The following is a 20,089-nucleotide window of genomic DNA, read 5'->3' on the forward strand; positions in this document are numbered from 1 at the left end:
TTCAGCGCATGCTGTCCGCCACGGCGTTCCGCCACGTCGTCGGCGACTTCCCCGTGACACGTTTGAATGCGTTGCTGAAGGCGCTCTCGGACGCATAACCGAGCGAGCGCGCCAGCACCGCCACCGGCGTGTCCTCCTCCCTCAACGCGCGCTCCGCGAGTCGCATGCGCCAGTCGGCGAGGTAGCTCAGCGGAGCGACGCCCGCGATGTCCTTGAAGCGCACGGCGAAGGTCGTCCGCGACATCGCGCAGGCGCTCGCCAGTTCTTCGAGATGCCAGCTTCGCGCGGGGTCGCCATGCATCAGGCGCAAGGCCGGCGCGAGGCGCGGATCCGCCAGCGCGCGCAGCCACCCGGCGGGCATCGGGCCCGACGCCTCCAGATGCGCGCGCACGATCTGGATGAACAGCAGCTGCGAGAGTTGCTCCGTCACCAGCTGCGCGCCGGGCAGCGGATGGGCCCGCTCCTCGACGAGCTGCTCCAGCACCCATCGGAACACCGTGGCCCGAGGCGAGGCCGCCCGGATGTGGATCCACGGCGGCAGGACGCCCTCGAGCAGGCGTCCGCTCGCCGGGTCGAGCAAGACATGACCCCCGAGGTGCGCGAAGTCCTCGCCGTTGCCCAAGGTGGCCGTCGAGCGGCCGGCGCCGGAGAAGAGTCCCATCGCATCGACGGGCTCGATGTCCAGGGCGCTCGCCAGCACCGACGCCCGCTTCGCTGCCAGCAGCCCCACGTCGCCGGTCTCGAAGAGGACCGCGTTGGGCTCGCCCTCGATGCGCACCCAGCAGCGGCCCTTCACGACGGCGAAGAACTTGATCTTGTCGGGCGCGGGGAAGCGGATCGCCCACTGCCCGCCGGCCCGGAAGCCTCCGGTGACCAGCGACTCGGCGCGCGTGAACTTGAGGATGTCGGAAAACGGATCAGCCTGCATTTCCGAACTATCACGCAAGTGATGCGTACGCTCAAGCATTCACAGTTCGGACGCCGCCTCCTATCGTGCCGGTCTTCGGCCTCGGGGCAGCGGACTGCACCGCTCGACGAGGCCACCCCCGTGGAAGACTTGAAGAGCATGAACGACATGAGCAACTCGAACGACCTCGACGGCCGCCCGGACCATCGGAACGATCCGAAGGACCCACGCGGCGACCTCGTCCTGGTCACCGGCGGCACCGGCTTCATCGCCCAGCACTGCATCCTCGCGCTGCTCGCCGGCGGCTACCGCGTGCGCACCACCCTGCGCACCGCGAAGCGCGAAGCCGAGGTCCGCGCCCATCTGCGCGTCGGTGGTGCCGATCCCGGCGATCGCCTGTCCTTCGTCGTCGCCGACCTGTCGGACGACGCCGGCTGGAGCGAGGCCGTGGCGGGATGCCGCTACGTGCTGCACGGCGCCTCACCGACGCCCTCGGGCACGTATGCGAGCGAAGAGGACTGGATCCGCCCCGCGGTGGACGGCAACCTGCGCGTGCTGCGCGCGGCGCGGGAGGCCGGCGTCCAGCGCGTCGTGCTGACCTCCGCCTTCGGCGCGATCTGCGCCGGCCACGGGCCGATGTCCCGTCCCTTCGACGAGACGGACTGGAGCGACCTCTCCGGCCAGGTCTGGCCGTATCAGAAGTCCAAGACGCTGGCTGAACGCGCCGCCTGGGACTTCATCGCGAAGGAAGGTCGCGGGCTCGAGCTCTCGGCGATCAACCCGGTCGCGGTGCTGGGCCCGGCGTTGGGTCCCGACACCTCCCATTCCATCGGCCTCATCCAGCGGATGATGAACGGCCAGCCCGGCTGTCCGAAGATCAACACCGGCGTCGTCGACGTCCGCGACGTCGCCGACCTGCATCTGCGCGCGATGGTCGACCCGGCCGCGAACGGCGAGCGCTTCCTCGCCACCGCCGGCGACAGCCTGTGGATGGTCGACATCGCGAAGCTGCTCAAGCGGCGGCTCGGCGCCGACGCGCACCGCGTGAAGACGCGGGTGCTGCCGAGCTGGCTGGTGAAGCTGATCGGGCGCGGCACGCCCGCGGGGCGCAGCGTCGCCTGGCTGCTCGACCGGAACATGAACGCCTCGGGCAACAAGGCGCGACGCGTGCTCGGCTGGCGGCCGCGGTCCAACGAGGAGGCGATCGTGGCGACCGCCGAGAGCCTCATCCGATTGGGCATGTTGCGCGACGCGAAGTAGCGCGCGCAACAGCCCGCGCAACGCTCACTCGACGGTGATGCTCCGCTCCTTGATGAGCGTGGCCATGCGCTTGAGTTCGGCGTTGACGAACTTCTCCGACTCGGCCACGCCGCCGTGGAAGGCGTCGCCGCCGAGCTCGGCGATCCGCGCCTTCACCTCCGGCGAGGCCAGCGCCTGCTGCACGGCCTTGGACAGCCGGTCGACGACCGGCGCGGGTGTGCCGACCGGGGCGAACAGCCCGTTCCATTCGTACATCTCGAAGCCGGGCAGTCCTGCCTCGGCGCCGGTCGGCACGTCCGGCAATGCCGCGGAGCGCTTCTTCCCGCTGACCGCCAGCGGGCGCAGCTTGCCCTGCTTCACGTACTGCAGCGTCGAGGCCACGTTGCCGAAGAACACGGGGACCTGGCCGCCGATCACGTCGGTCAGCGCGGGGCCGCCGCCCTTGTACGGCACATGCATCATCTCGACCTTCGCCGACTGCTCGAACAGCACGCCGGCGATGTGCTGCGCCGAGCCGTTGCCCGATGAGGCGAAGGCCACCGCATCCGTCTTCGCCTTGGCCGCCGCCACAAGTTCTGCGGCGTTCTTCGCCGGGAACTGCGCGTTCACCAGCACGACGTTGGGGAACAGCGCCGTCACCGCGACCGTCTTGAAGGCCTTGCCCTGCTTGTAGGGCGAGTTGGGGAACAGCGTCGGCGTGACGGCATACGAGGACGCGTCGAACAGCAGCGTGTAGCCGTCGGCCGGCGCGCGCGCCACGGCGCCGGCGGCGATCTGGCCGCTGCCGCCCGGGCGGTTCTCGATGATGATGGTCTGCCCGAGCGCCTCGCCGACCTTGGGCGCGATCAGGCGCGCGATCAGGTCCGCGCCGCCGCCGGGCGGGTAGCTCACCATGAAGGTCACCGGTTTGGTCGGCCAGGCTTGCGCCGAGGCGCCGCCGGAGAAACTGGTCAGGGCGGCCAGGGCCAGCGCCGTCAGCACGGCATGGCGTCGTTGGATCATCGTGGGTCTCCAGGGGAAAAAGGAACCCGCGCTTCTCGGCGCAGGGGATCAGCGCGTCTCGGCGCTGTAGTGGAAGGCGGTGGCGTCGCCCCAGGTGGTGCGCAGTTCGATGCACTGGCCGCCGAGGTCGAAGGCCTTGCGGTCGACGCGGATCCCGGGCGCGCCCTCGGGCAGGTCCAGCAGGGCCGCGGTCGCGGCGTCCAGATGGCCGAAGGTCAGTTCGTCGGCGGCCCGCGCGACCGTCACGCCGCACAGGCGGGCCAGCATCGGATAGAGCAGGTCCTCCCACTCGCGGAGCGGGAGCTCGCGCAACGCGGCGAAGCGGGCGAGCGGCAGCAGGAGGTCCTCGGCGAGCACCGGCTTCGCGTCGAGCAGCCGCACCCGCTTCACGCGCAGCGCGGCGTCGCCGGTCTCCTGTCCGAGCGCCTGGGCCTCGGCCGCGCGCAGGCGCACGGTCTGGCAGCGCCGGACCTGCGCCGTGGGCGGACCGTCCGCCGGACCGCGGAACCGGAAGAAGCGCAGCAGCGACGGCCCGTTCAAGCCCTGCGTGACGAAGGTGCCCTTGCCGTGCACGCGCTGGATGATGCCCTCGGCCGCCAGCATGGCGACGGCCTGCCGGACCGTGCCGAGCGCCACGCCGAAGCGCTGCGCGAGCTCGGTCTCCGAAGGGATGGCCGCGCCCGCGGACCACTCGCCGCCGATGATGCGCTGGCGGAGGTCCTGCGCGAGCTGCGCATAGCGGCTGACGCCGGCGGTGGAGGCGAGCCCCCTGTCGGAGGCGCCCGACGGACCTGATGTGCTCGGTGTTCGCAAAGCTGCTTTCATGCAGTCCTCTATAGGACTAGAATTCGCTCATGATGCCGACGCCCCACCCCGCCGTCAACCCCACCGGCCCGAGCGAGGCCGCCGCCACGCCCGGCTCGGGCGCGGTCACCGGCCAGCCCCTCTCGGGCGTGGTCGACACGCACTTCCACGCGTTTGCGCTGACGACCGCGGGCGCGCCGGGATCGCGCTATGTGCCGGACTACGCGGCGCCGATCGAGGCCTGGGACGCGGCGGTCGCGCCGAACGGCATCACGCACGGCGTGCTGGTGCAGCCGAGCTTCCTCGGCACGGACAACAGCCACCTGCTCCAGCTGCTGGCCGAGCGGCCCGCGCAGCTCCGCGGCGTGGCCGTCGTCTCGCCGGATTTCGCGGTCCACGAGCTCCGCCGCATGGACGCGCTGGGCGTCTGCGGCGTCCGGCTCAACCTGGTCGGCACCGATCACCGGATCGGCGAGGACCTGCATCCGCTGTTCGATCAGTTGGAGGCGCTGTCCTGGCATCTGCAGATCCACACGGACCACGGGCGTCTCGCGGAAGTGCTGCGCCAGCTCCCCGGGTCCTTGACGGTCGTCGTCGACCACTTCGGCAAGCCGGCGTCGCCGACCGAGTTCAGCGGCCTGGTCGCCGGACAACACGACCGGCTCTATGTGAAGCTGAGCGCGCCCTACCGCCTCGCGGCCGGGTGCGAGGCCCAGGACCTGGCGGCCCGCTGGCTGGACCGCGTGGGTCCGATGCGGCTGGTGTGGGGCAGCGACTGGCCGTGCACGGCCCATGAGCAGGCGCAGGCGACGTCCGCATCGCCACGGTGGCTCGCCGACTGGCTGGCCTCGGACACGATGAGCGAGGTCGTGCTCACCGACAACGCGCTGAGCCTGTACGGGTTCTGAGCGCCGCTTCGCGGCGGCCCTCCAGCGGCTTCCCAATCGCGCTCTCGCTTCGAGGAGCGCGCTATGAAAGCAGCGTCGAGGCCCGGTCAGCCTGGTGCGTGGCAGACCGCCTCGATGTTGTGCCCCTCCGGATCGATCACGAAGGCCGCGTAGTAGTTCGCGTGGTACTTCGGACGCAGTCCGGGCGGGCCGTTGTCCTTGCCGCCGGCCGCCAACGCGGCGCGATGGAACGCGTCGACCTGGTCGCGGGTCTGGGCCACGAAGGCGATGTGGAGCGGCGCCGTCCGTTCCTCGGTCTGGAACAGACACAGCGATGCGTTGTTGCTGCCGCAGATCTCGATGCCGTAGGTCGGAACGCTCTCCCCGCCGATCGTCACGCCGAGCGGCGCGAGCGCCTGCAGATAGAACGCCTTGCTCTCGGCATAGTCGCGGACGCCGAATTTGACGTGGTCGAACATGAGCTCTCCTGAAAAGGGGGTGTCCATCATCGCGCCATCTGTCGGCGGCCTATCGACGACTCATCGGCGGCTCATCGGCGGCTCACCGGCGCCTTTTCCGCGGCGCTTTCGCCAAGCCCGTCGGCCGGCCATCGATAGCGCCGAATGAGCCATCCGGGCCATTCCCTGGGCCATCGAGTCGCGGTTACCCTCACTGCGAGATGTCATCAATTCGCAATATTTCTTCTGTAGGACTTGCCGGCGCCGATCCCGGCGTGCTGTCCTGGTGGCGCGCCCTTCGCGCGATCGCCGTGCTCAACGTCTGCCTGTGGCTGGCGGTGCTGCAATTCGCGCCGATCGACGGCTTCCAGGCTCACTTGCACCTGGCCTTGTCCGGCGTCTACGTGCTGGTCTGCGCCTACCGCTCGCTGTTTCCGCGGGTGGACCTCGAGCGACTGGTCGTCGTGGACACCCACCTCTCCAGCATCTTCCTGGGCCGCACCGCGGCCACGATCGCGGAGATCTGCTTCGCGTTCCAACTGGGTCTGCTGGTCCACCAACTGGCCGGGCACGCCGGCATGCCGGCGGTCCAGAAGGCGGCGTGGGCGATCCCGCTGTTCATGGTGATCGCGCAAGGCTTCTGCTGGCACAGCGTGCTGACGCTGAATCACATCACGCAAGCGGTCGAGTCCTCGCTCTGGGCGGCGGGCTTCAGCTGGATGGCGATCCTGCTCGGCGTCATCGCGCTGAACAGCAGCGGCTGGGTCCACGCGGTGGCGCTCTTCGGCATCGTGGGCGCGATGGGCTTCGTCGCGTATGTGCTCAGCGTGGACGTGCCGATGTACTGCCGCCGCTACCGCGAGGGCCGCGCGCGCGGCCTCGTCTACATGCGCCTGGACGAAGGCGCGCGCGACGCCTGGCACCGCCGCGTCCCGAGCGGCAGCTGGGTCGCGTGGAAGGCCGATGCGCTGTGGCTCACGCCGTACTTCAGCTTCGGGGTGTGGGCGAGCATTGCGATGGTGTGCGTGCCGGGGGTTTGAGGTCCATCGGCACGAACAAGGTTCATCGCGAGGGCTCTTGACCTCCCGCGCTTCCCTCGGACCTTCGCCATCATTTCGGACATCTCCCGGCCCTCGTCATCGGCGCGCGCCAGCGCCCGCCCAGCGCGTCGTGCGTCGAATAGACTCCGCAGCATTGCCATCTTTCGACACCACACGCCGATGACTGGGGTTCATGGGGACCGGATTTTCAACTTCACTGCCGACGACGTGCGGCTCTCGGAGATCCGGCTGCGCGGCTCGACCTGTCCCGGCAATGTCGGGGGTGTGAAATGACCCGTAAGCAGCCCGCTCCTGAGGTGGCGGACAGCCATCCCCTTCTTCGGGCCGCGGCGTTCATCGTTGCCCTGATCGGTGCTGGTGTCGCCATCTTCCTGGGCCCGTTCGCATTCACCCGCTTCTTTGGCATCACGGCGATGCTCGTCGCGGTCGTGTTCGCCCTCGGGGGCGGGATTCCAATCAGCTTGGGCGAATCGGTGGTCGGCGTAGTCAGGGGATGGAAGAAGGCCTTCGTCTGTATTCCCCTGATCGCCGTGGGTCTCTACATCGCGGTGAATGCCGAAAAGGTGACCTGCTGGTCACCCAAGAGCAAGCATCTCTGCGCCGCCAAGAAATGAATGTGCCCACTCCTTCCCGCCCCCGCACCGAATCCGACGTCCGCATCGACCTCGCCGCCGCCTATCGCCTGGCCGCGCTGGCGGGTTGGGACGACACGATCTACACGCACCTGTCCGCCGCCGTTCCCGGCGAGCCCGGCGTCTACCTGCTGAATGAATTCGGTCTCGGCTTCGACGAGGTCTGCGCCTCCAGCCTGGTGAAGGTCGACGTAGGCGGCCGCGTCGTCGACGGCACCGGCCGGCGCGTCAATCCGAGCGGCTTCGCGATCCATGGCGCCGTGCACGCCGCCCGCCCCGACGTCGAATGCGTGATCCACCTGCACGCACCGTGGGGCGTCGCGCTGGCCATGCTCCCGGGCGGACTGCAGCCGACCTCGCAATGGGCGATGCGTCTGCACGGCCGGCTCGGCCGCCACGCTTACGAAGGACTGGCGCTGGGCGCCGATGAACAAGCCCGCCTCGTCGCCAATCTCGGCGCGCTCGACGGTCTGATCCTCGAGAACCACGGCACGCTGACCGTCGGCCGCTCGGTGGCCGAGGCCTACCTGCTGATGCACATCCTCGAGCGCGCCGCGCAGGCGCAGCTGCGCGCGATGGCCGCAGCGGCCGCGACCGGCGGCCGCGTGCTGCAGGTCAGCGACGAACTTGCAAAGCTCACCCACCACCAATGGATCGGCGACGGCACCGAACGCGACGGCGACGCCGAATGGCCCGCGCTGCTGCGCCGCGTGGACCGGCTGTCGCCCGGCTTCCGGAACTGAATCCCCCACACTCCCAGGAGAACACCCATGCCCACCCTCCGCGTCGAACTCTTCGAAGGCCGGACCCCGCAGCAGAAGGCCGATCTGGCCAGGGAACTCACCGAGGCCTGCGTCCGCGTGCTTGGCGGTAGCGCTGACGGCGTCGACGTCCTGTTCTTCGACGTGAAGCGTCAGGACTGGGCGACCGGCGGCGTGCTGTGGTCCGAGAAAGGCAAGTAGGCCGGGCGCGTCGTCCCTTCATGCGCAGGAGCGCCGGGCGGACTCCGGGAGGCGTCACTCCGGCTCGATCCCCGCCGCCTTGATGATCAGCCCCCACTTGCGGGTCTCCGCCTCCTGGAACACGCGCAGCTCGTCCGGCGTGCTGGCCCAGGCGTCCACGCCGGCACCATCGAAGAAGGTCTTCGCCGGCACGCTGCGCAGCGCGGCGATCAGCAGTTCGCGCAGACGCTGCACCACCGGCGCCGGCGTCGCCGCCGGCACGTAGGCCGCGAACCAGTAACTCATGTCGTAGCCCTTGACGCCGGCCTCCTCGATCGTCGGCACCTCCGGCAGCAGCGGCGAACGCTTGGTCATCGAGAAGCCCAGCGCCCTCACCTTCCCGCCCTTGATCTGCGGCAGCCCGGTCGCCGTGTCGGTGATCATGAAGTCGACCTGCCCGCCGATCAGGTCGGTCAGCGCCGGGGGATTGCTCTTGTACGGCACGTGCAGCAGCTGCGTGTGCGAGAGCTGCTGGAACTGCTCGCCCGCGACGCGGCTCGACGCGCTCCCGCTGCCGAAACTCACCTTGCCCGGCTCGCGCTTCGCGTGCGCGATCACGTCCGCCACGGACTTGTACGGGCCGTCGGCCTTGACCACCATCACCTGGCCGCCCTTGCCCAGACCGGTCACCGGCGCGAAGTCCTTCACCGGGTCGTAGGGCAGCTTCCGGTACAGATGCGGATTGGCGGCCTGCGTCGTGTTGGTCGTGATCAGCACCGTGTAGCCGTCCGGCGCGGCGCGCGCGCCTTGCTGCGCCGCGAGCATGCCGCTGGCGCCGGCCTTGTTGTCGACGACGACCGCCAGCTTCGTCTGCTCCGTGACCGACTGCCCCAGCGCCCGCGCCAGTTGGTCCGTCGCGCTTGCCGGCGCAAAGGGGACCAGGAAGGTGATCGGCCGGCTCGGGTAGCCGCCCGCGCCTGATGCCTGATGCTGGGCCTGCGTCTGGGCCTGCGCGTGACCCGGCACGCCCACCGAGAATGCCGCGGCGCACGCAGCGATCATCAGGGTCTGTCTTCGGCTGATCGGCGTCGGAAAAGTCATGGCGTCATCTCCATCATGTCGTTGTGATTCAGGACCGGTCGCCGGAGCAGCGGCAGCAAAGACTCCGGCACCTCCAGGGGCATCGCCAGCACGACGAAGGCCAGCGCCTTGCCGTGACTGTCGAGATTCAGTGCATCGTTGACGCCGCCATCCAGGATGTCGTCCAGCACGAAGTTCATCGCGTGCAGGTGCGGCAGCAGGTACCGCGTCACACGGCTCGGCCGGCGGGACGCGAACCTGAGGGCGACGGCCTCCTCGGTGAGTTGCTCCACCAGCAACGGGTAGAGCGCCGGGTGCCAGGCGATCACGCTGATGTTGGAGCGGTTGCCCTTGTCGCCGGTGCGGCCGTGGGCGACGAGACGGAGTTCAACGGTGCGGGGGGTCGATGCGCAGGCGCCGCGGAACATCGCCGTCGTGCGTGTCGCCAAGCGCGGGCTCTCCACGGTGCATGGGGGATCCCTCCTGGACCCCCAAGCACCATTCCGGCCCCAGCCCCCCTCGCTGCCTTCCGACGAGAGCGTCACCGTCGGGTAGGCCAGTTGTCGAGGGAACAGGCAGGAACTCAGACCCAGGCGCTGACGCAGATTCGTCCTCACGCCGCCACCGCCGGCGGGACCGCAGGTGTACAGCGCCGTGACCTCGCGCGTCAGGCGCTCGGCGGTGGCGCGCTCCGCGTGATTCGCCGCGATGCGCAGCCGCACGTCGCGCGCGTCGCCGACGTCCAGGCCAGCCAACGCGTCGCCGCGGTCGTCGCCCAGCACGCTCGTCACGCCGATCAGATCGACCCGCAGCGGACCTTGCCGTTCCCACGCCTTGAGCCGGGCGCGGAGCACGGTCGCGGCGAGCTGTGCCCGCGCTTCCGCCCCCGGGCCGGCGTAGGAAATCTCGCCCTCCGCCAGCCAGCCGTTGGCGAAGAACACATTCGCCTTCAGCGCCTCGGGCCGCGCGTGACCCCGCACGCCCGACAGCCGCACCGCGTCTAGACCGACACCCTGCACCTGCGCCTCGCCGATGTCCGCGACGACGTCCGGCGTCAGGTAGGCCGCGGGGTCGTGCAGCTCGTACAGCAGCTGCTCCTTGACGGTGTGCTCGTCGACGCAGCCGCCCGTGCCGTCGGCCTTGAACACCGTGCAACTGCCGTCGGCGTGGATCCGGGCGATGGGAAAGCCCACGTTCGGCAGATCCGGTACTTCCTTGAACCCGGGGTCCGCGTAGTAGCCGCCGCAGACCTGCGCGCCGCACTCCAGCAGATGACCGGCCATCGTCGCGCCGGCCAGCCGGTCCCAGTCGTAGGGCGCCCAGCCGAAATACGCGAGCGCCGGACCGACCGTCAACGACGGGTCCGCCACGCGGCCCGTGACGACGACATCCGCGCCCAGGCGCAGCGCCTCCGCGATCCCTTCCGCGCCGAGGTAGACATTGGCGCAGGCGATGGTGTCCTCGGCGATCGCGTGGCCCTCGCGCGCCAAGGTCTGCGTCAGCAGCGCACGTTGCTCGGGAGATTCCAGCGCGTCGCCGCCGACGACGGCGACGACCGGCGCCCGCACGCCGAGTTCGGCCGCCAGCGCCTGCACGCGGCGCGCGGCGGCAGGCGGATTGGCCGCGCCGAAGTTGCCCACGATGGGGATGCGATGGGCGAGGCAGTCCGCGAGCACCGGCAGCAGCATCTCGTCGAGCAGCGGCTCGAAGCCGCCCTCGGGATCCCGCTGCCGCGCGAGCTGCGCCAGCGCGAGCGTGCGCTCGGCCAGCGTCTCGAAGATCAGCACCGCCGGGCCGCCGAGACGGATCAGCGTGTTGACGACCGGGCGTGCCGCGTCGGTGCGATCGCCGGAGAAGCCGGCGGCGCAGCCGACAAGCAGAGAGGTGGACGGGGATGTTGAAGCGGGCGCAGCGGCGGATTCCATGCCGTCGACTGTAGAGTTGACCCGCCTATAGGAGAATTTGATTGTTTGGATCAACTGATCGGAGAAGCGAATGAGTCCGTCATCGACCGTTTCGACCTATCGATCCGCGGTGGCCAACCTGTCGGCCAGGCAGCTCGCCGCCTTCGTCGCCTTGGCGGAGCTGCGCAGCTTCACGCGTGCCGCCGCGCAGTGCCACCTGTCGCAACCGGCCTTCAGCGCGTTGATCCGGTCGCTGGAGGACAGCCTGGGCGCCCGCCTCTTCGACCGGACGACCCGCGCGGTCGAGCCCACCGTCGAAGGGGCGCTGTTCCTGGACCCGGCGCGGCGCCTGCTGCAGGACATGCGGCTCGCCACCGACGACGTGCGCGATCACGTGGCGCGCCGCCGCGGCCGCGTGGCGCTGGCCGCATTGCCCGCGCTCGTGGCGGGCTGGCTGCCGCCGTACCTCGCGGCCTTCCGCAAGGAATACCCGGGCATCGAGCTCAATCTCGCGGACGTGCTGTCGGAAAGCTGCGTGGAGCGCGTGCGCACGGGCCGTGCCGACCTGGCGCTGGCCGCCGTGCGCGCCACCGCGCCGGAGCTGTCGGTCGAGCCCTTCCTGTCCGACGATTTCTACCTGGTCTGCCGGCGGGACCATCCGATGGCGCGCCGCCGCCGGCCCCGGCTGGAGGAGTGCGCGAACCATGCGGTGATCGGCCTGGCGCGCCACAGCAGCGTGCGACAGGCGCTGGACGCCGCGCGGCCCAGCAGCGTCCGGCAGGCCCTGGACGCCGCGATGCCCTTCCAGCCCCTGCGGCCGGTGCTGGAGTTCGAGCAGCTCAGCTCGGTGGCCGGCATGGTGCTCGCGGGCCACGGCGTGACGCTGGTGCCGGCGTTGACGCTGTTCCACTTCAACCACCCGGACCTGATCGCGCGCCCGATCGCCGACGAGGGCCTGCAGCGCCACATCTACCTGATCTGCCGGCGCGACCGCGCGCTGTCGGCCTCGGCGCAGGCGATGGCGGAGTCGCTGTGGCGCTGGGCCACCGAAGGACCGAAGCGGCCCGGCGTGGCGGTGCGATGCTCGCCCATCAAGGGATCGTGAACGTCTTCACGCGGACCCGCCGAGTAGGGCAACGCCTGACACCCGCAGAGGCATCCACGGTGCAGACATCGTGGCGGAGCGGTGCCAATATGCGCGAAGGACACCGCCATGAAAATTCTGCTCGCCGATCCTTCCGCCGCCTTCCGCAAGACGCTCTACGAGCGCCTGCGGGAAGTGCCCACCGCGACCGTGGTGGGCCAGGCCTCCGATGAGGACCAGGCGGTCTTCCTGGCGGCGTTGTGCGCGCCCGACCTGGTGCTGACGGAACTGGACCTCGGACGAGGCTGCGGTTTCGCGATGATGGAGCGGCTCCGCGCCGCGGGGTACGAGGGCATCGCCTACATGGTCACCTCGGCCGACGAGGCGGAATACGGCCCCCGATGCGTGGACGCCGGCATCACCGGCTTCTACGACAAGACCTACGACATGGAGCGACTGCTCCAGGCGGTGAGCGTGCTGGCGCAGGCGCCCGTGACCTTCGGCCAATCGCGGATCAGGGCCAGCGCCGTCTGAGGCCACCGCGCAAGCCCTCCCAACAGGGGGCGGCGGCCACGAACCCACATCTTTGAGTCACTACTGTATGAAAATACAGTATCATCGAGCCATCCAACTCCCGGAGTACCGGCATGCTGCTCGACCTCAACAACGCGGCTTCGATCGTGGAATGGTGGTGCATCTTCCCTGAACGTCACGGCCCCTTGCTGGCCGACTGGGAGCGCCGCCGGCCCGAGCATGCGGCGGAGATCGGCCGCGCCAGACGCCTGATCAAGGCGGATCCCGCGCGTCGCGCCCTGCTCGCCCGGTCGCAGGCCGAGGAACGCCAGGCAAGACCTGCCCCCGAGTACCGCCCGTCGTTCGACGAGATGGCCGCCGGGGAACTGCGCGACGAGGACAGCGTCAGCGTCGCCGCCAACTGAGTCGGGGGGGCGCGGTCCGTTCGCACGGCCCTCGTTCCGCGTTTCAGCCCTTCGCCACCACCATCCGCAGCCCCGGGTCCTCGGGCTGCGCGGACAGCGTCCACCCATGCGCCTCCGCGATCTCCTGGCAGATCGCCAGGCCCAGCCCGGCGCCGTGGTCGCGACGATGCGCACCGCGCCAGAAGCGCGCGAACATTCTCGACAGCTGGAGCGGGGTCACGCCCGGCCCGCGATCGCGGACCGACAGCCGGTCGGCCTCGAGTTCCACGCTCACCAGACTGCCGGCCGGCGCATGCTGGATGGCGTTCTCCAGCAGGTTCTTGAGCAGCGTGAACAGCGCAGCCCGATCCGCGTCCCACATCACCGGCGCTTGCGACTTGTCCAACTTGTCCGGCTCATGCAGCCTGCCCGGCTGGCCTGAATCTTCCGGCCGGTCCGCGGCGCCGACCACGACATCGAGCACCACCCCTCGCGCGGTCGACATCCGGGTGAGGTAGTCCACGGCCTCGCGCGCCGCGCCGCCCACGTCGGTGGGCGCGAAGACGTAGTTCTGCGTCTCGCTCGCCTCGGCCAGCAACAGCAGCTGCTGCACCTGCCGCGTCATGTGTTCGACGTCCTGCAGCAGCATGTCCGGCCCCTGACCCGCGGCCATGAGCTCCACCTGCGCGCGGATCAGCGCCAGCGGGGTCTTGAGCTCATGCGCCGCCGTGCCGAGGAACTCCTGCTGCACGCGATAACCGCGCTCCAGGCGCTCGAGCGCGCGGTTGAAGCTCTCAACCAGCGGGACGATCTCCGTCGGCACGCGGTCGACCTGCAGGCGCCCGTGCACCGAGCGCGGCGAGATCGCCGCCGCCGAGGCCGAGACCTCATGCAGCGGCTGGAGCACGCGCCGCAGCATCACGTAGGCGCAGACGCCGAAGACCAGCAGCAGCGTCGAGCCGAACAGCAGCATCCCGATGCCCATGAAGGGCAGCGCGAAGTCCAGGTGGAAGAGTTCGAAGAGCCGCGCGCTGCCGGCCAGCTGCAGGTACCAGGAGCGGCCATGGCGCACGACGACCTCGGTGGCGCCGCGCATCGGCTGGCCGGCGTACTCGAAGGCGAAGCTGCCCTGCTTGAGCTGCCGCGCGCCGGGTCCGCTCGCGATCCAGAAGGCCTCCGGCGTCGACGACGCCAGCACCACGCGACCCGACGCATCCAGCAGCCGGTACGCCAGGTCGTCCTTCAGCACGCCGAACATCCAGTCGCGCTGCCGCTCCTGCTGATTGAAGCCGACCGGGACGCCGGACGCGTCGAACTCCAGCTTCTCGGCGAGTTCCTCGGCGAACTCGGCGATGTTCTCGTCGAAGTAGAGCGGGCCGCGCAGGCTCGTCAGCCCTTTGAAGACGAGTGCGAGCGTCACGACGGTGAGCACGACCCCGGCGACGTACGCCACCATCACCTTGAAGGCGAGGCTCTTCATCCATCCGGGTTTCACGTCGAGCAGTCTCCGGCCGCCGCGCGGCGTCCCTCGGGCATCAGAAGCGGTACTGGTAACCCACGAAGAGGCGATTCTCCGTCGAACGGTCGACCAGCGGGCTGTCCTTGATGCCGCTGCCCAGCGCCGTGACGCTGAGGTCGAGGAACATCGCGTGGTGCGGGTTGAACAGGTACATCGTGCGCAGGCCCACCTCGGCATTGGTCGTCGACTTGCCCTGGTAGAACGCGCGGCCGGCGCGGACCTCGGCGGCGCGAACGCCGTAGTAGTAGTCGACGTATTTCTTGTCGACCCAGTTGGCGCCCAGGCGCGGCGTCAGCATCACCTGCTGGCCGACGCGCCAGGATTTCTCCAGCGTCAGCGCGAATTTCTGGCCCTTGCTGTGGCCGGAGGCGTCGGCCGTCCATTCACCGCCGAGCTCGAACAGGTCGGTCTTCCATTCCGCCTTCGCGCCGGCCCACAGGCCGCCCTTGCGCTCGGCCATGCCGTTGAGGATGGGGGCGTCGTCCTGCTCGTAGCCGCTCAGGTCCAGCCTGGCCACCAGGCCGAAGTCGACGCGCTGCGACGGGTTGATGGTCCAGCTCGGCAGCTTGACCGTGAGACCCGGTCCGGCGACCTTCACCCAGCGGTTCTCGTAGCTGATCATCGGCAGCGCCCGGGTCTTGCGGTCATAGCCCGTGTAGGCCTTCTGCGAGATCACCGCGCCGACGCCCAGGCCCCAGGACGAATCGCCGTCCTTGTCGCCAGGACCGCCGGGACCGCCCGCGCCCGCGGCCAGCGCGGACAGCGGTGCCGACACGCAGAGAACCGCGGCGGAAGAGAAGACGGCGCGGGTGAGCGCCCGGGGCGCATGCGAGAGGAATCGTGTCTGCGGTGCCATGAGAAGTTCCCGAGAGGGGCGGTGATTGGAGCCCGCATCCTCGTCGCCGGTGTCTTACTGACTCCTTACCGTACACCGCTTGTTTCCCTCTGAACTCCTTCTGAGCTCCCTCTGAGCTCCCTCTGAAGCAGGTCGGCAAGGACTGACCCCTCCTCCATCGGCGGTAAGGAGCCGGAAAGACGGGCGACGGGACAGTCGCTTCCTCTCTTCAGCCTGGTGGATGGCTTCATCGTGCGCATCAAGCACTTCGGGCACACCAAGCGCACCAAGCGCACCGATCCCACCGACCCTACCCAGGGCGCCACCAGCGCCCAACGCGTCACCCCTGCCCCATGAGCATGAGCTTCAGCACCCTCGGCCTGATGGCCGTGGCGGCGTACGTCGCCGCCTGCATCGTCTACGTCTACCGGTGGCGCGGCCGTCGCCGCTACGAGAGCTTCACGCAGTACCTGCGCAAGAGCTGGCCCCTCTTCGCGCCGCTCAACTGCCTGATGTACATGACGACGCGGGCCTCGGCGCGCCAGCCGGTGTTGCAGGCCGACTACCTCGACGGCATCCGGCTGTTGCGCGCCAACTGGCGCGTGATCCGCGACGAGGCGCTGACGCTCGAGGCGGCGGGCGCGTTCGAGGCCGCGAAGGCGGCGGGTTCGGCGGGCTACTACGACGTCGGTTTCCGCACCTTCTACAAGCGCGGCTGGAGCAAGTTCTACCTGAAGTGGTACGGCACGACGCACCGCTCCGCGCAGCGGCTGTGCCCGCGCACGGTGGCCCTGCTGGCGCAGGTCCCGCAGATCCGCGGGGCGATGTTCTCGATCCTGCCGGCGGGCGCGGAGCTGTCGCTGCACGCGGATCCGATGGCCTGCTCGTTCCGGTATCACCTGGGGTTGCAGACGCCCAACGATCCGGCGTGTCGCATCCAGGTGGACGACGTGGACTGCGTGTGGCGGGACGGACAGGACTTCATCTTCGACGAGACCTATCCCCACAGCGCGCACAACGCGACGGATCGGCCGCGGCTGATCCTGATGTGCGATGTGGACCGCCCGATGAATGCGTTGGGGCGGGTGATCCACGCGGGCTACCGCGTGATCGCGCGCGGCACGCTGGTGGCCAACACGGCGGAGGACGAGCGCGGCGTGTTCAGCGCGCTCTTCGCGAAGCTCGCGCCGCTGCGCGAGCGTTCGCTGCGATTGAAGACGGAGCGGCAGCGCGTCTACAGGACCTTGAAGTTCCTGCTGAACTCAACGCTGCTGAGCGGACTGATGGCGATGATCTTCGCGGTGCTGCATGTGTTGGAGGCGATCACGGCTTGATCGCGGGATCGCCTCCGACGCATGCGAAGGACTCAGGTAAGCAGTCCGCCGTCGACCGTGATGATGGTGCCGGTGACATGTCTTGCCCCCGGGCTCGCGAGGAAGGTGACCGCCGCGGCGATGTCCGCCGGCGCGGCGAAGCGGCCCAGCGGCGTGAGGCCGCGCTGGAAGTCCGCGCTTTCGCCGTTGGCGGGATTCATGTCGGTGTCGGTCGAGCCCGGCTGCACGAGGTTGGCCGTGATGTCCTTCGGACCCAGCTCCTGCGCCAGCCCGCGGGTGAAGGACTGCAGCGCCGACTTGGTCATGTAGTAGACCGTGCCCGGCGAGCCGACGATGCGGTCCGCTCCGGCCGAGCCGATGGTGATCACGCGGCCGCCCGCGCCGAGGTGCGGGATCGCCGCCTGGGTGGTCAGGACAGGGCCACGGACATTGACCGCGAGCAGCGCATCGATGTCCTCCACGCTGAAGTCAGCGATCGCGCTGTAGCGCGCGATCCCGGCGTTGTTGACGAGGATGTCCAGTCCGCCCAAGGTGCTGACCGCCTCGTCGACCGAGCGCTTGATGGCGGCGGGATCCGCGCTGTCGGCCTGGATGGCCACGGCGCGACGGCCCAGCCGCTCGATAGCTGCCACGACCTCCTGGGCGCGCTCCGGCGAGTTCTGATAGGTCAGCGCGACATCCGCGCCGTCTTCAGCGAGCGCAACGGCAATGGCCGCTCCGATGCCCCGCGATCCCCCAGTGACGAGGGCGCGTTTTCCAGTAAGGGTGCTCATGATCCGTCCTTTATGCAGTGATCGATGCATTAATCGTAGAATGTCGACAACGATGGGGTCAAGCCATTTATGAAGCGATCGCTGCAAAAAGAACTTCCGGAGTCGGCGGAGCCCGTGGGCACCCCGTCGCGCAGCCGTGGGCGACCACGGGCCTTCGATCGGGAGGACGCCTTGATGAGGGCCATGAAGCTCTTCTGGGTCAAGGGCTATGAAGCGACGTCGATCGCCGACCTGACGGCGGTGCTGGGCATCGGCTCGACCAGTCTCTATGCCGCCTTCGGCTCGAAGGACGACCTGTATGCGGAGACGCTCCGGCTGTACACCGCCACCTTCGAGCACCTCGTCCTGGGCCGCTTCCGCGAGGCGGCCACGGCGCGCGACGCGGCGTTCGCCTATCTATGGGACTCGGCCGCCGCGATGACGGGATCGGACATCGATCTCCCCCACGGCTGCCTGGCCACGCTGAGCGTGGTCGGCAGCGACGGCCATGATGAGCTCGCCGATCTGATGAAGAGCACCCGGGGCGGCGCGTTCGAGGTGCTGTCGGCGCGCCTGGCGCAGGCAGTCGCCGACGGCGAGCTGCCTCCCTCCCTCGACATCGCCCACCTCGCGAGGTACTTGCAGACCGTACAGAGCGGCATGGCCATCCGCGCGCGCGACGGCGCCGAACGGACGGAACTCCAGGCCGTGGCGGAGATCGCCATGGCGGGATGGGATGGCATCGTCGGCGGGTCGCCCAAGAAGTCGAAAGACAGGGCACCGGAGAAGCGACGGTGATCCCTGCTGCGCTGCTCCATCGCCGGGGGGACTGTTCTCAAGCGGTCAGAGGTTCGTCATCAACAAGCATCCGTCCCCGCACCTGCGTGAACTCATCCTCGAGCAGCCAGATCCGTGCCTCTTCGTAGTCGGTGGACCGGAACGGATTCTGCGACCGCGCGACCGTATCAGGGTTTCGGCATCTCACGCTCTGTCGCGTCCGGCTTCGAGACTTCGCTCTCGACGCGCGGCGCGCCCGACCGATCCACCTCCCGCTGCGTGCGACGCTGCAGGTAGGCATCGCGTACGAAGAGGTACTTGTCGAGCGCCACATCGTCGACCATCTTCGTCACGTCGAGCAGATTGGCGCGCTTGTCGACCATACTGACGATGGTGAGTGCGTTGCGCGCGCCGGCGTCTTCCAACTGCCCGGTCAGGCTGCCGACGCTGTTGATGGGAATGGACGCCGTGCCGCGCAGGTCGGACGGTCCGAACAGGGGCAGCACGAGGTAGGCGCCGCCGCCGACGCCCCACACGCCCAGCGTGTCGCTGAAGCCGTCGCCGTGGCGAGGCATGCCCCAGCCGGTGGCGACGTCCATGAAACCCAGCAGGCCGACCGTCGTGTTCGTGCCGAAGCGGGCGAAGTCGGACATGCCGTCCTTGAAGCGCCCCTGCAGCAGCAGGTTGGCGCCGGACCACGGATCGCCCAGGTTGGAGAAGAAGTTGGTCACGCCACCGCGCACTGGCGTGGGCACGACCGTCTTGTAGACGGTGGCCACCGGCTTGAGCACGACCTTGTCGATGCCCTCGTTGAGGGCGAAGGTCTTGCGGTTCACGGACTCGATGGGATCGGGATTCTGCGGCGTGGCGCAGCCCGACAGCAGCACGCCGGAAACGATGAGGAGAGCCGGCAGTCGGCGCGACACGCCGATGGGGACGGGGAAAGACGACATGGAAATGCTCCCGCTCCGGAAATGGAGCCGGGAGCATGGTCGGCGCGGTGGTCTTTCTGGAGACTTACCCGTCACGGCATGCCGCGCACCTGGATCGTGTTCGACCGCTCCCTGTCCAGCCGCTCGATGGCCCGGATTCCCGCTTCCATCTTCTCGCGCGCCGAAGAGTTGGCGGAATGCACCCGCATCCGCGGTGGGACGAAGCCGTGCAGCGCCACGGCCTCCTCGACCCACAGCACCACGTCGTACCCGGTGCCCCGCTCGTCGTCGCCCAGGTCGTGATCGAGGCTGACTTCCTCGACCCCGCCGGCCTTCAGCAGCGCGATGACTTCGTCCGGCCAGTACGCGCGCGTCCAGCCTTCGGGGGTGGTTCGTTCATCATCCAGATAGATTCGCATGGGAGGGTTTGTGACACCAAGAGCACTGAATGGTTCGAACTCATCCCGCAGGCGTCCAGCGTCGACGAATGTATCGCCGCCTCGACCCCGACCTCACGCCTGAGGCGACACCGTCCCCACCGCCTTCAACGCCGCGATCGCGCCCGCATGCGCGCTCACCAGCTCCGGCGACTGGTCGAAGCGCTCCGCGTATCGCTTCATGAATGGATCCGCGCTGTCGCGGTCCAGGCTCAGCAGCCCGCGCAGGCGCTGCGCCACCGGCAGCGGCGTCTGCGTCGCATCCGCCGCGCCGTCGATCGCTTCGTCCAGCATCGTGATCAGCCGACTCAGCGGCTCGAGCCACTTCATCTCCTCGCCGAAGGCCATGACCTGGAGGAACTCGCCCGCGCTCTGCGGACCGTGGGTCTTCTGGTAGTCGCCGCGCTCCAGCTCGACCAGCGCGCGGTGGAGGTCGAGCAGGCTTCGGCGGAGTTGGTGGCAAGCGTCGGTGGTCATGGCGTGGCAGGCAGTCGTGGGGACCACAGGGTAGCCGTTCACGCCGCGCGACGCATGCCCCATCCGGGACAGACACCTCGCGCTTGCGG

23 protein-coding genes and 1 pseudogene are annotated in these 20,089 nt (G+C 69.2%); 11 read left to right on the forward strand and 13 right to left on the reverse strand.

Annotation, left to right across the window (positions count from 1 at the left end; translation table 11 throughout):
* Window position 1: 1 nt before the first annotated feature.
* The gene (locus AC1VNM_RS09080) at window positions 2-928 is read right to left on the reverse strand and encodes an AraC family transcriptional regulator (protein ID WP_483106667.1); all 927 of its coding nucleotides are present in this window, start codon (window positions 926-928) and stop codon (window positions 2-4) included.
* A 147-nt stretch (window positions 929-1,075) separates the two neighbouring features.
* Between AC1VNM_RS09080 and AC1VNM_RS09085 the strand changes: the two genes are divergently transcribed.
* A complete protein-coding gene (locus AC1VNM_RS09085) occupies window positions 1,076-2,167 on the forward strand; it encodes an SDR family oxidoreductase (protein ID WP_483106668.1) in 1,092 nt (363 codons plus the stop codon).
* Window positions 2,168-2,191: 24 nt separating this feature from the next.
* On the opposite strand, the gene AC1VNM_RS09090 is transcribed toward AC1VNM_RS09085, so the two are convergent.
* Window positions 2,192-3,169 carry a tripartite tricarboxylate transporter substrate binding protein gene (locus AC1VNM_RS09090; protein ID WP_377154685.1) on the reverse strand — a complete coding sequence of 326 codons (978 nt, stop codon included), beginning with the start codon at window positions 3,167-3,169 and terminating at the stop codon, window positions 2,192-2,194.
* 48 nt (window positions 3,170-3,217) lie between these two features.
* Window positions 3,218-3,994: a GntR family transcriptional regulator gene (locus AC1VNM_RS09095; protein WP_483106669.1), complete on the reverse strand. Its 777-nt coding sequence runs from the start codon at window positions 3,992-3,994 to the stop codon at window positions 3,218-3,220.
* Window positions 3,995-4,023: 29 nt separating this feature from the next.
* On the opposite strand from AC1VNM_RS09095, the gene AC1VNM_RS09100 reads away from it, so the two are divergent.
* Window positions 4,024-4,881, forward strand: coding sequence for an amidohydrolase family protein (locus tag AC1VNM_RS09100; protein ID WP_483106670.1), 858 nt, complete (start codon window positions 4,024-4,026; stop codon window positions 4,879-4,881).
* 86 nt (window positions 4,882-4,967) lie between these two features.
* Here the strand turns inward: AC1VNM_RS09100 and AC1VNM_RS09105 are convergent, their stop codons facing one another.
* Window positions 4,968-5,339 carry a VOC family protein gene (locus AC1VNM_RS09105; protein WP_483106671.1) on the reverse strand — a complete coding sequence of 124 codons (372 nt, stop codon included), beginning with the start codon at window positions 5,337-5,339 and terminating at the stop codon, window positions 4,968-4,970.
* 254 nt (window positions 5,340-5,593) lie between these two features.
* Here AC1VNM_RS09105 and AC1VNM_RS09110 point away from each other — a divergent pair, with 254 nt between their 5' ends.
* The 4 genes from AC1VNM_RS09110 to AC1VNM_RS09125 all read left to right on the forward strand — a co-directional run bounded on the left by AC1VNM_RS09110 (window position 5,594) and on the right by AC1VNM_RS09125 (window position 7,973).
* Window positions 5,594-6,358 (forward strand): hypothetical protein, encoded by a 765-nt coding sequence (locus AC1VNM_RS09110; RefSeq protein WP_377154677.1) that lies wholly within the window; start codon window positions 5,594-5,596, stop codon window positions 6,356-6,358.
* 290 nt (window positions 6,359-6,648) lie between these two features.
* Window positions 6,649-6,993 (forward strand): hypothetical protein, encoded by a 345-nt coding sequence (locus AC1VNM_RS09115; protein WP_483106672.1) that lies wholly within the window; start codon window positions 6,649-6,651, stop codon window positions 6,991-6,993.
* Window positions 6,990-7,754, forward strand: coding sequence for a class II aldolase/adducin family protein (locus tag AC1VNM_RS09120; RefSeq protein WP_483106673.1), 765 nt, complete (start codon window positions 6,990-6,992; stop codon window positions 7,752-7,754). Before AC1VNM_RS09115 ends, AC1VNM_RS09120 begins: the two co-directional genes overlap by 4 nt.
* A gap of 27 nt (window positions 7,755-7,781) precedes the next feature.
* Window positions 7,782-7,973: a 4-oxalocrotonate tautomerase gene (locus AC1VNM_RS09125; RefSeq protein WP_377154671.1), complete on the forward strand. Its 192-nt coding sequence runs from the start codon at window positions 7,782-7,784 to the stop codon at window positions 7,971-7,973.
* 54 nt (window positions 7,974-8,027) lie between these two features.
* Here AC1VNM_RS09125 and AC1VNM_RS09130 read toward each other — a convergent pair whose 3' ends face one another.
* The 3 genes and pseudogenes from AC1VNM_RS09130 to AC1VNM_RS09140 all read right to left on the reverse strand — a co-directional run.
* Window positions 8,028-9,053, reverse strand: a complete 1,026-nt coding sequence (locus AC1VNM_RS09130) for a Bug family tripartite tricarboxylate transporter substrate binding protein (RefSeq protein WP_483106674.1) — start codon at window positions 9,051-9,053, stop codon at window positions 8,028-8,030.
* Window positions 9,050-9,460, reverse strand: a complete 411-nt coding sequence (locus tag AC1VNM_RS09135) for an AtuA-related protein (protein ID WP_377161879.1) — start codon at window positions 9,458-9,460, stop codon at window positions 9,050-9,052. The genes AC1VNM_RS09130 and AC1VNM_RS09135 overlap by 4 nt, the downstream gene beginning before the upstream one ends.
* A gap of 117 nt (window positions 9,461-9,577) precedes the next feature.
* Window positions 9,578-10,957, reverse strand: a pseudogene (locus tag AC1VNM_RS09140) (acyclic terpene utilization AtuA family protein); the annotation flags it as partial.
* Window positions 10,958-11,027: 70 nt separating this feature from the next.
* Between AC1VNM_RS09140 and AC1VNM_RS09145 the strand changes: the two are divergent.
* The 3 genes from AC1VNM_RS09145 to AC1VNM_RS09155 all read left to right on the forward strand — a co-directional run bounded on the left by AC1VNM_RS09145 (window position 11,028) and on the right by AC1VNM_RS09155 (window position 12,958).
* A complete protein-coding gene (locus tag AC1VNM_RS09145) occupies window positions 11,028-12,041 on the forward strand; it encodes a LysR family transcriptional regulator (protein ID WP_377154669.1) in 1,014 nt (337 codons plus the stop codon).
* A 108-nt stretch (window positions 12,042-12,149) separates the two neighbouring features.
* On the forward strand, window positions 12,150-12,554 hold the full coding sequence (locus tag AC1VNM_RS09150; RefSeq protein WP_377154667.1) for a response regulator: 405 nt from the start codon (window positions 12,150-12,152) through the stop codon (window positions 12,552-12,554).
* Window positions 12,555-12,667: 113 nt separating this feature from the next.
* Window positions 12,668-12,958: a hypothetical protein gene (locus tag AC1VNM_RS09155; protein WP_483106675.1), complete on the forward strand. Its 291-nt coding sequence runs from the start codon at window positions 12,668-12,670 to the stop codon at window positions 12,956-12,958.
* Between the two features lie 43 nt (window positions 12,959-13,001).
* Here AC1VNM_RS09155 and AC1VNM_RS09160 read toward each other — a convergent pair whose 3' ends face one another.
* Both AC1VNM_RS09160 and AC1VNM_RS09165 read right to left on the reverse strand, forming a co-directional pair.
* Window positions 13,002-14,417, reverse strand: a complete 1,416-nt coding sequence (locus AC1VNM_RS09160; RefSeq protein WP_483106676.1) for a HAMP domain-containing sensor histidine kinase — start codon at window positions 14,415-14,417, stop codon at window positions 13,002-13,004.
* Between the two features lie 55 nt (window positions 14,418-14,472).
* Window positions 14,473-15,312, reverse strand: a complete 840-nt coding sequence (locus AC1VNM_RS09165) for a MipA/OmpV family protein (RefSeq protein ID WP_483106677.1) — start codon at window positions 15,310-15,312, stop codon at window positions 14,473-14,475.
* 338 nt (window positions 15,313-15,650) lie between these two features.
* Between AC1VNM_RS09165 and AC1VNM_RS09170 the strand changes: the two genes are divergently transcribed.
* Window positions 15,651-16,625: an aspartyl/asparaginyl beta-hydroxylase domain-containing protein gene (locus AC1VNM_RS09170; protein WP_483106678.1), complete on the forward strand. Its 975-nt coding sequence runs from the start codon at window positions 15,651-15,653 to the stop codon at window positions 16,623-16,625.
* Window positions 16,626-16,657: 32 nt separating this feature from the next.
* On the opposite strand, the gene AC1VNM_RS09175 is transcribed toward AC1VNM_RS09170, so the two are convergent.
* Window positions 16,658-17,398, reverse strand: a complete 741-nt coding sequence (locus tag AC1VNM_RS09175) for an SDR family NAD(P)-dependent oxidoreductase (protein WP_483106679.1) — start codon at window positions 17,396-17,398, stop codon at window positions 16,658-16,660.
* Window positions 17,399-17,467: 69 nt separating this feature from the next.
* On the opposite strand from AC1VNM_RS09175, the gene AC1VNM_RS09180 reads away from it, so the two are divergent.
* The gene (locus tag AC1VNM_RS09180) at window positions 17,468-18,175 is read left to right on the forward strand and encodes a TetR/AcrR family transcriptional regulator (protein ID WP_483106680.1); all 708 of its coding nucleotides are present in this window, start codon (window positions 17,468-17,470) and stop codon (window positions 18,173-18,175) included.
* A gap of 167 nt (window positions 18,176-18,342) precedes the next feature.
* Here the strand turns inward: AC1VNM_RS09180 and AC1VNM_RS09185 are convergent, their stop codons facing one another.
* The 3 genes from AC1VNM_RS09185 to AC1VNM_RS09195 form a co-directional block, all read right to left on the reverse strand.
* Window positions 18,343-19,107 (reverse strand): MlaA family lipoprotein, encoded by a 765-nt coding sequence (locus tag AC1VNM_RS09185; RefSeq protein WP_483106681.1) that lies wholly within the window; start codon window positions 19,105-19,107, stop codon window positions 18,343-18,345.
* 71 nt (window positions 19,108-19,178) lie between these two features.
* Window positions 19,179-19,505: a cyclic-phosphate processing receiver domain-containing protein gene (locus AC1VNM_RS09190; protein ID WP_377154657.1), complete on the reverse strand. Its 327-nt coding sequence runs from the start codon at window positions 19,503-19,505 to the stop codon at window positions 19,179-19,181.
* A 93-nt stretch (window positions 19,506-19,598) separates the two neighbouring features.
* Window positions 19,599-20,000: a hypothetical protein gene (locus AC1VNM_RS09195; protein WP_483106682.1), complete on the reverse strand. Its 402-nt coding sequence runs from the start codon at window positions 19,998-20,000 to the stop codon at window positions 19,599-19,601.
* Window positions 20,001-20,089: the final 89 nt, after the last annotated feature.

The sequence above is a fragment of the Mitsuaria sp. MSU3D genome, from assembly GCF_056867975.1.

What these genes read in the sequence shown, in the direction of transcription:
- AC1VNM_RS09125 (WP_377154671.1), top strand. Translation starts at nt 7,782, where the DNA reads ATGCCCACCCTCCGCGTCGAACTCTTCGAAGGCCGGACCCCGCAGCAG.
- AC1VNM_RS09130 (WP_483106674.1), bottom strand. Translation starts at nt 9,053, where the DNA reads ATGACTTTTCCGACGCCGATCAGCCGAAGACAGACCCTGATGATCGCT.
- AC1VNM_RS09185 (WP_483106681.1), bottom strand. Translation starts at nt 19,107, where the DNA reads ATGTCGTCTTTCCCCGTCCCCATCGGCGTGTCGCGCCGACTGCCGGCT.
- AC1VNM_RS09180 (WP_483106680.1), top strand. Translation starts at nt 17,468, where the DNA reads ATGAAGCGATCGCTGCAAAAAGAACTTCCGGAGTCGGCGGAGCCCGTG.
- AC1VNM_RS09135 (WP_377161879.1), bottom strand. Translation starts at nt 9,460, where the DNA reads ATGTTCCGCGGCGCCTGCGCATCGACCCCCCGCACCGTTGAACTCCGT.
- AC1VNM_RS09145 (WP_377154669.1), top strand. Translation starts at nt 11,028, where the DNA reads ATGAGTCCGTCATCGACCGTTTCGACCTATCGATCCGCGGTGGCCAAC.
- AC1VNM_RS09100 (WP_483106670.1), top strand. Translation starts at nt 4,024, where the DNA reads ATGATGCCGACGCCCCACCCCGCCGTCAACCCCACCGGCCCGAGCGAG.
- AC1VNM_RS09190 (WP_377154657.1), bottom strand. Translation starts at nt 19,505, where the DNA reads ATGCGAATCTATCTGGATGATGAACGAACCACCCCCGAAGGCTGGACG.
- AC1VNM_RS09155 (WP_483106675.1), top strand. Translation starts at nt 12,668, where the DNA reads ATGCTGCTCGACCTCAACAACGCGGCTTCGATCGTGGAATGGTGGTGC.
- AC1VNM_RS09090 (WP_377154685.1), bottom strand. Translation starts at nt 3,169, where the DNA reads ATGATCCAACGACGCCATGCCGTGCTGACGGCGCTGGCCCTGGCCGCC.
- AC1VNM_RS09160 (WP_483106676.1), bottom strand. Translation starts at nt 14,417, where the DNA reads ATGAAGAGCCTCGCCTTCAAGGTGATGGTGGCGTACGTCGCCGGGGTC.
- AC1VNM_RS09120 (WP_483106673.1), top strand. Translation starts at nt 6,990, where the DNA reads ATGAATGTGCCCACTCCTTCCCGCCCCCGCACCGAATCCGACGTCCGC.
- AC1VNM_RS09150 (WP_377154667.1), top strand. Translation starts at nt 12,150, where the DNA reads ATGAAAATTCTGCTCGCCGATCCTTCCGCCGCCTTCCGCAAGACGCTC.
- AC1VNM_RS09165 (WP_483106677.1), bottom strand. Translation starts at nt 15,312, where the DNA reads ATGGCACCGCAGACACGATTCCTCTCGCATGCGCCCCGGGCGCTCACC.
- AC1VNM_RS09175 (WP_483106679.1), bottom strand. Translation starts at nt 17,398, where the DNA reads ATGAGCACCCTTACTGGAAAACGCGCCCTCGTCACTGGGGGATCGCGG.
- AC1VNM_RS09080 (WP_483106667.1), bottom strand. Translation starts at nt 928, where the DNA reads ATGCAGGCTGATCCGTTTTCCGACATCCTCAAGTTCACGCGCGCCGAG.
- AC1VNM_RS09095 (WP_483106669.1), bottom strand. Translation starts at nt 3,994, where the DNA reads ATGAAAGCAGCTTTGCGAACACCGAGCACATCAGGTCCGTCGGGCGCC.
- AC1VNM_RS09170 (WP_483106678.1), top strand. Translation starts at nt 15,651, where the DNA reads ATGAGCTTCAGCACCCTCGGCCTGATGGCCGTGGCGGCGTACGTCGCC.
- AC1VNM_RS09195 (WP_483106682.1), bottom strand. Translation starts at nt 20,000, where the DNA reads ATGACCACCGACGCTTGCCACCAACTCCGCCGAAGCCTGCTCGACCTC.
- AC1VNM_RS09105 (WP_483106671.1), bottom strand. Translation starts at nt 5,339, where the DNA reads ATGTTCGACCACGTCAAATTCGGCGTCCGCGACTATGCCGAGAGCAAG.
- AC1VNM_RS09085 (WP_483106668.1), top strand. Translation starts at nt 1,076, where the DNA reads ATGAGCAACTCGAACGACCTCGACGGCCGCCCGGACCATCGGAACGAT.
- AC1VNM_RS09115 (WP_483106672.1), top strand. Translation starts at nt 6,649, where the DNA reads ATGACCCGTAAGCAGCCCGCTCCTGAGGTGGCGGACAGCCATCCCCTT.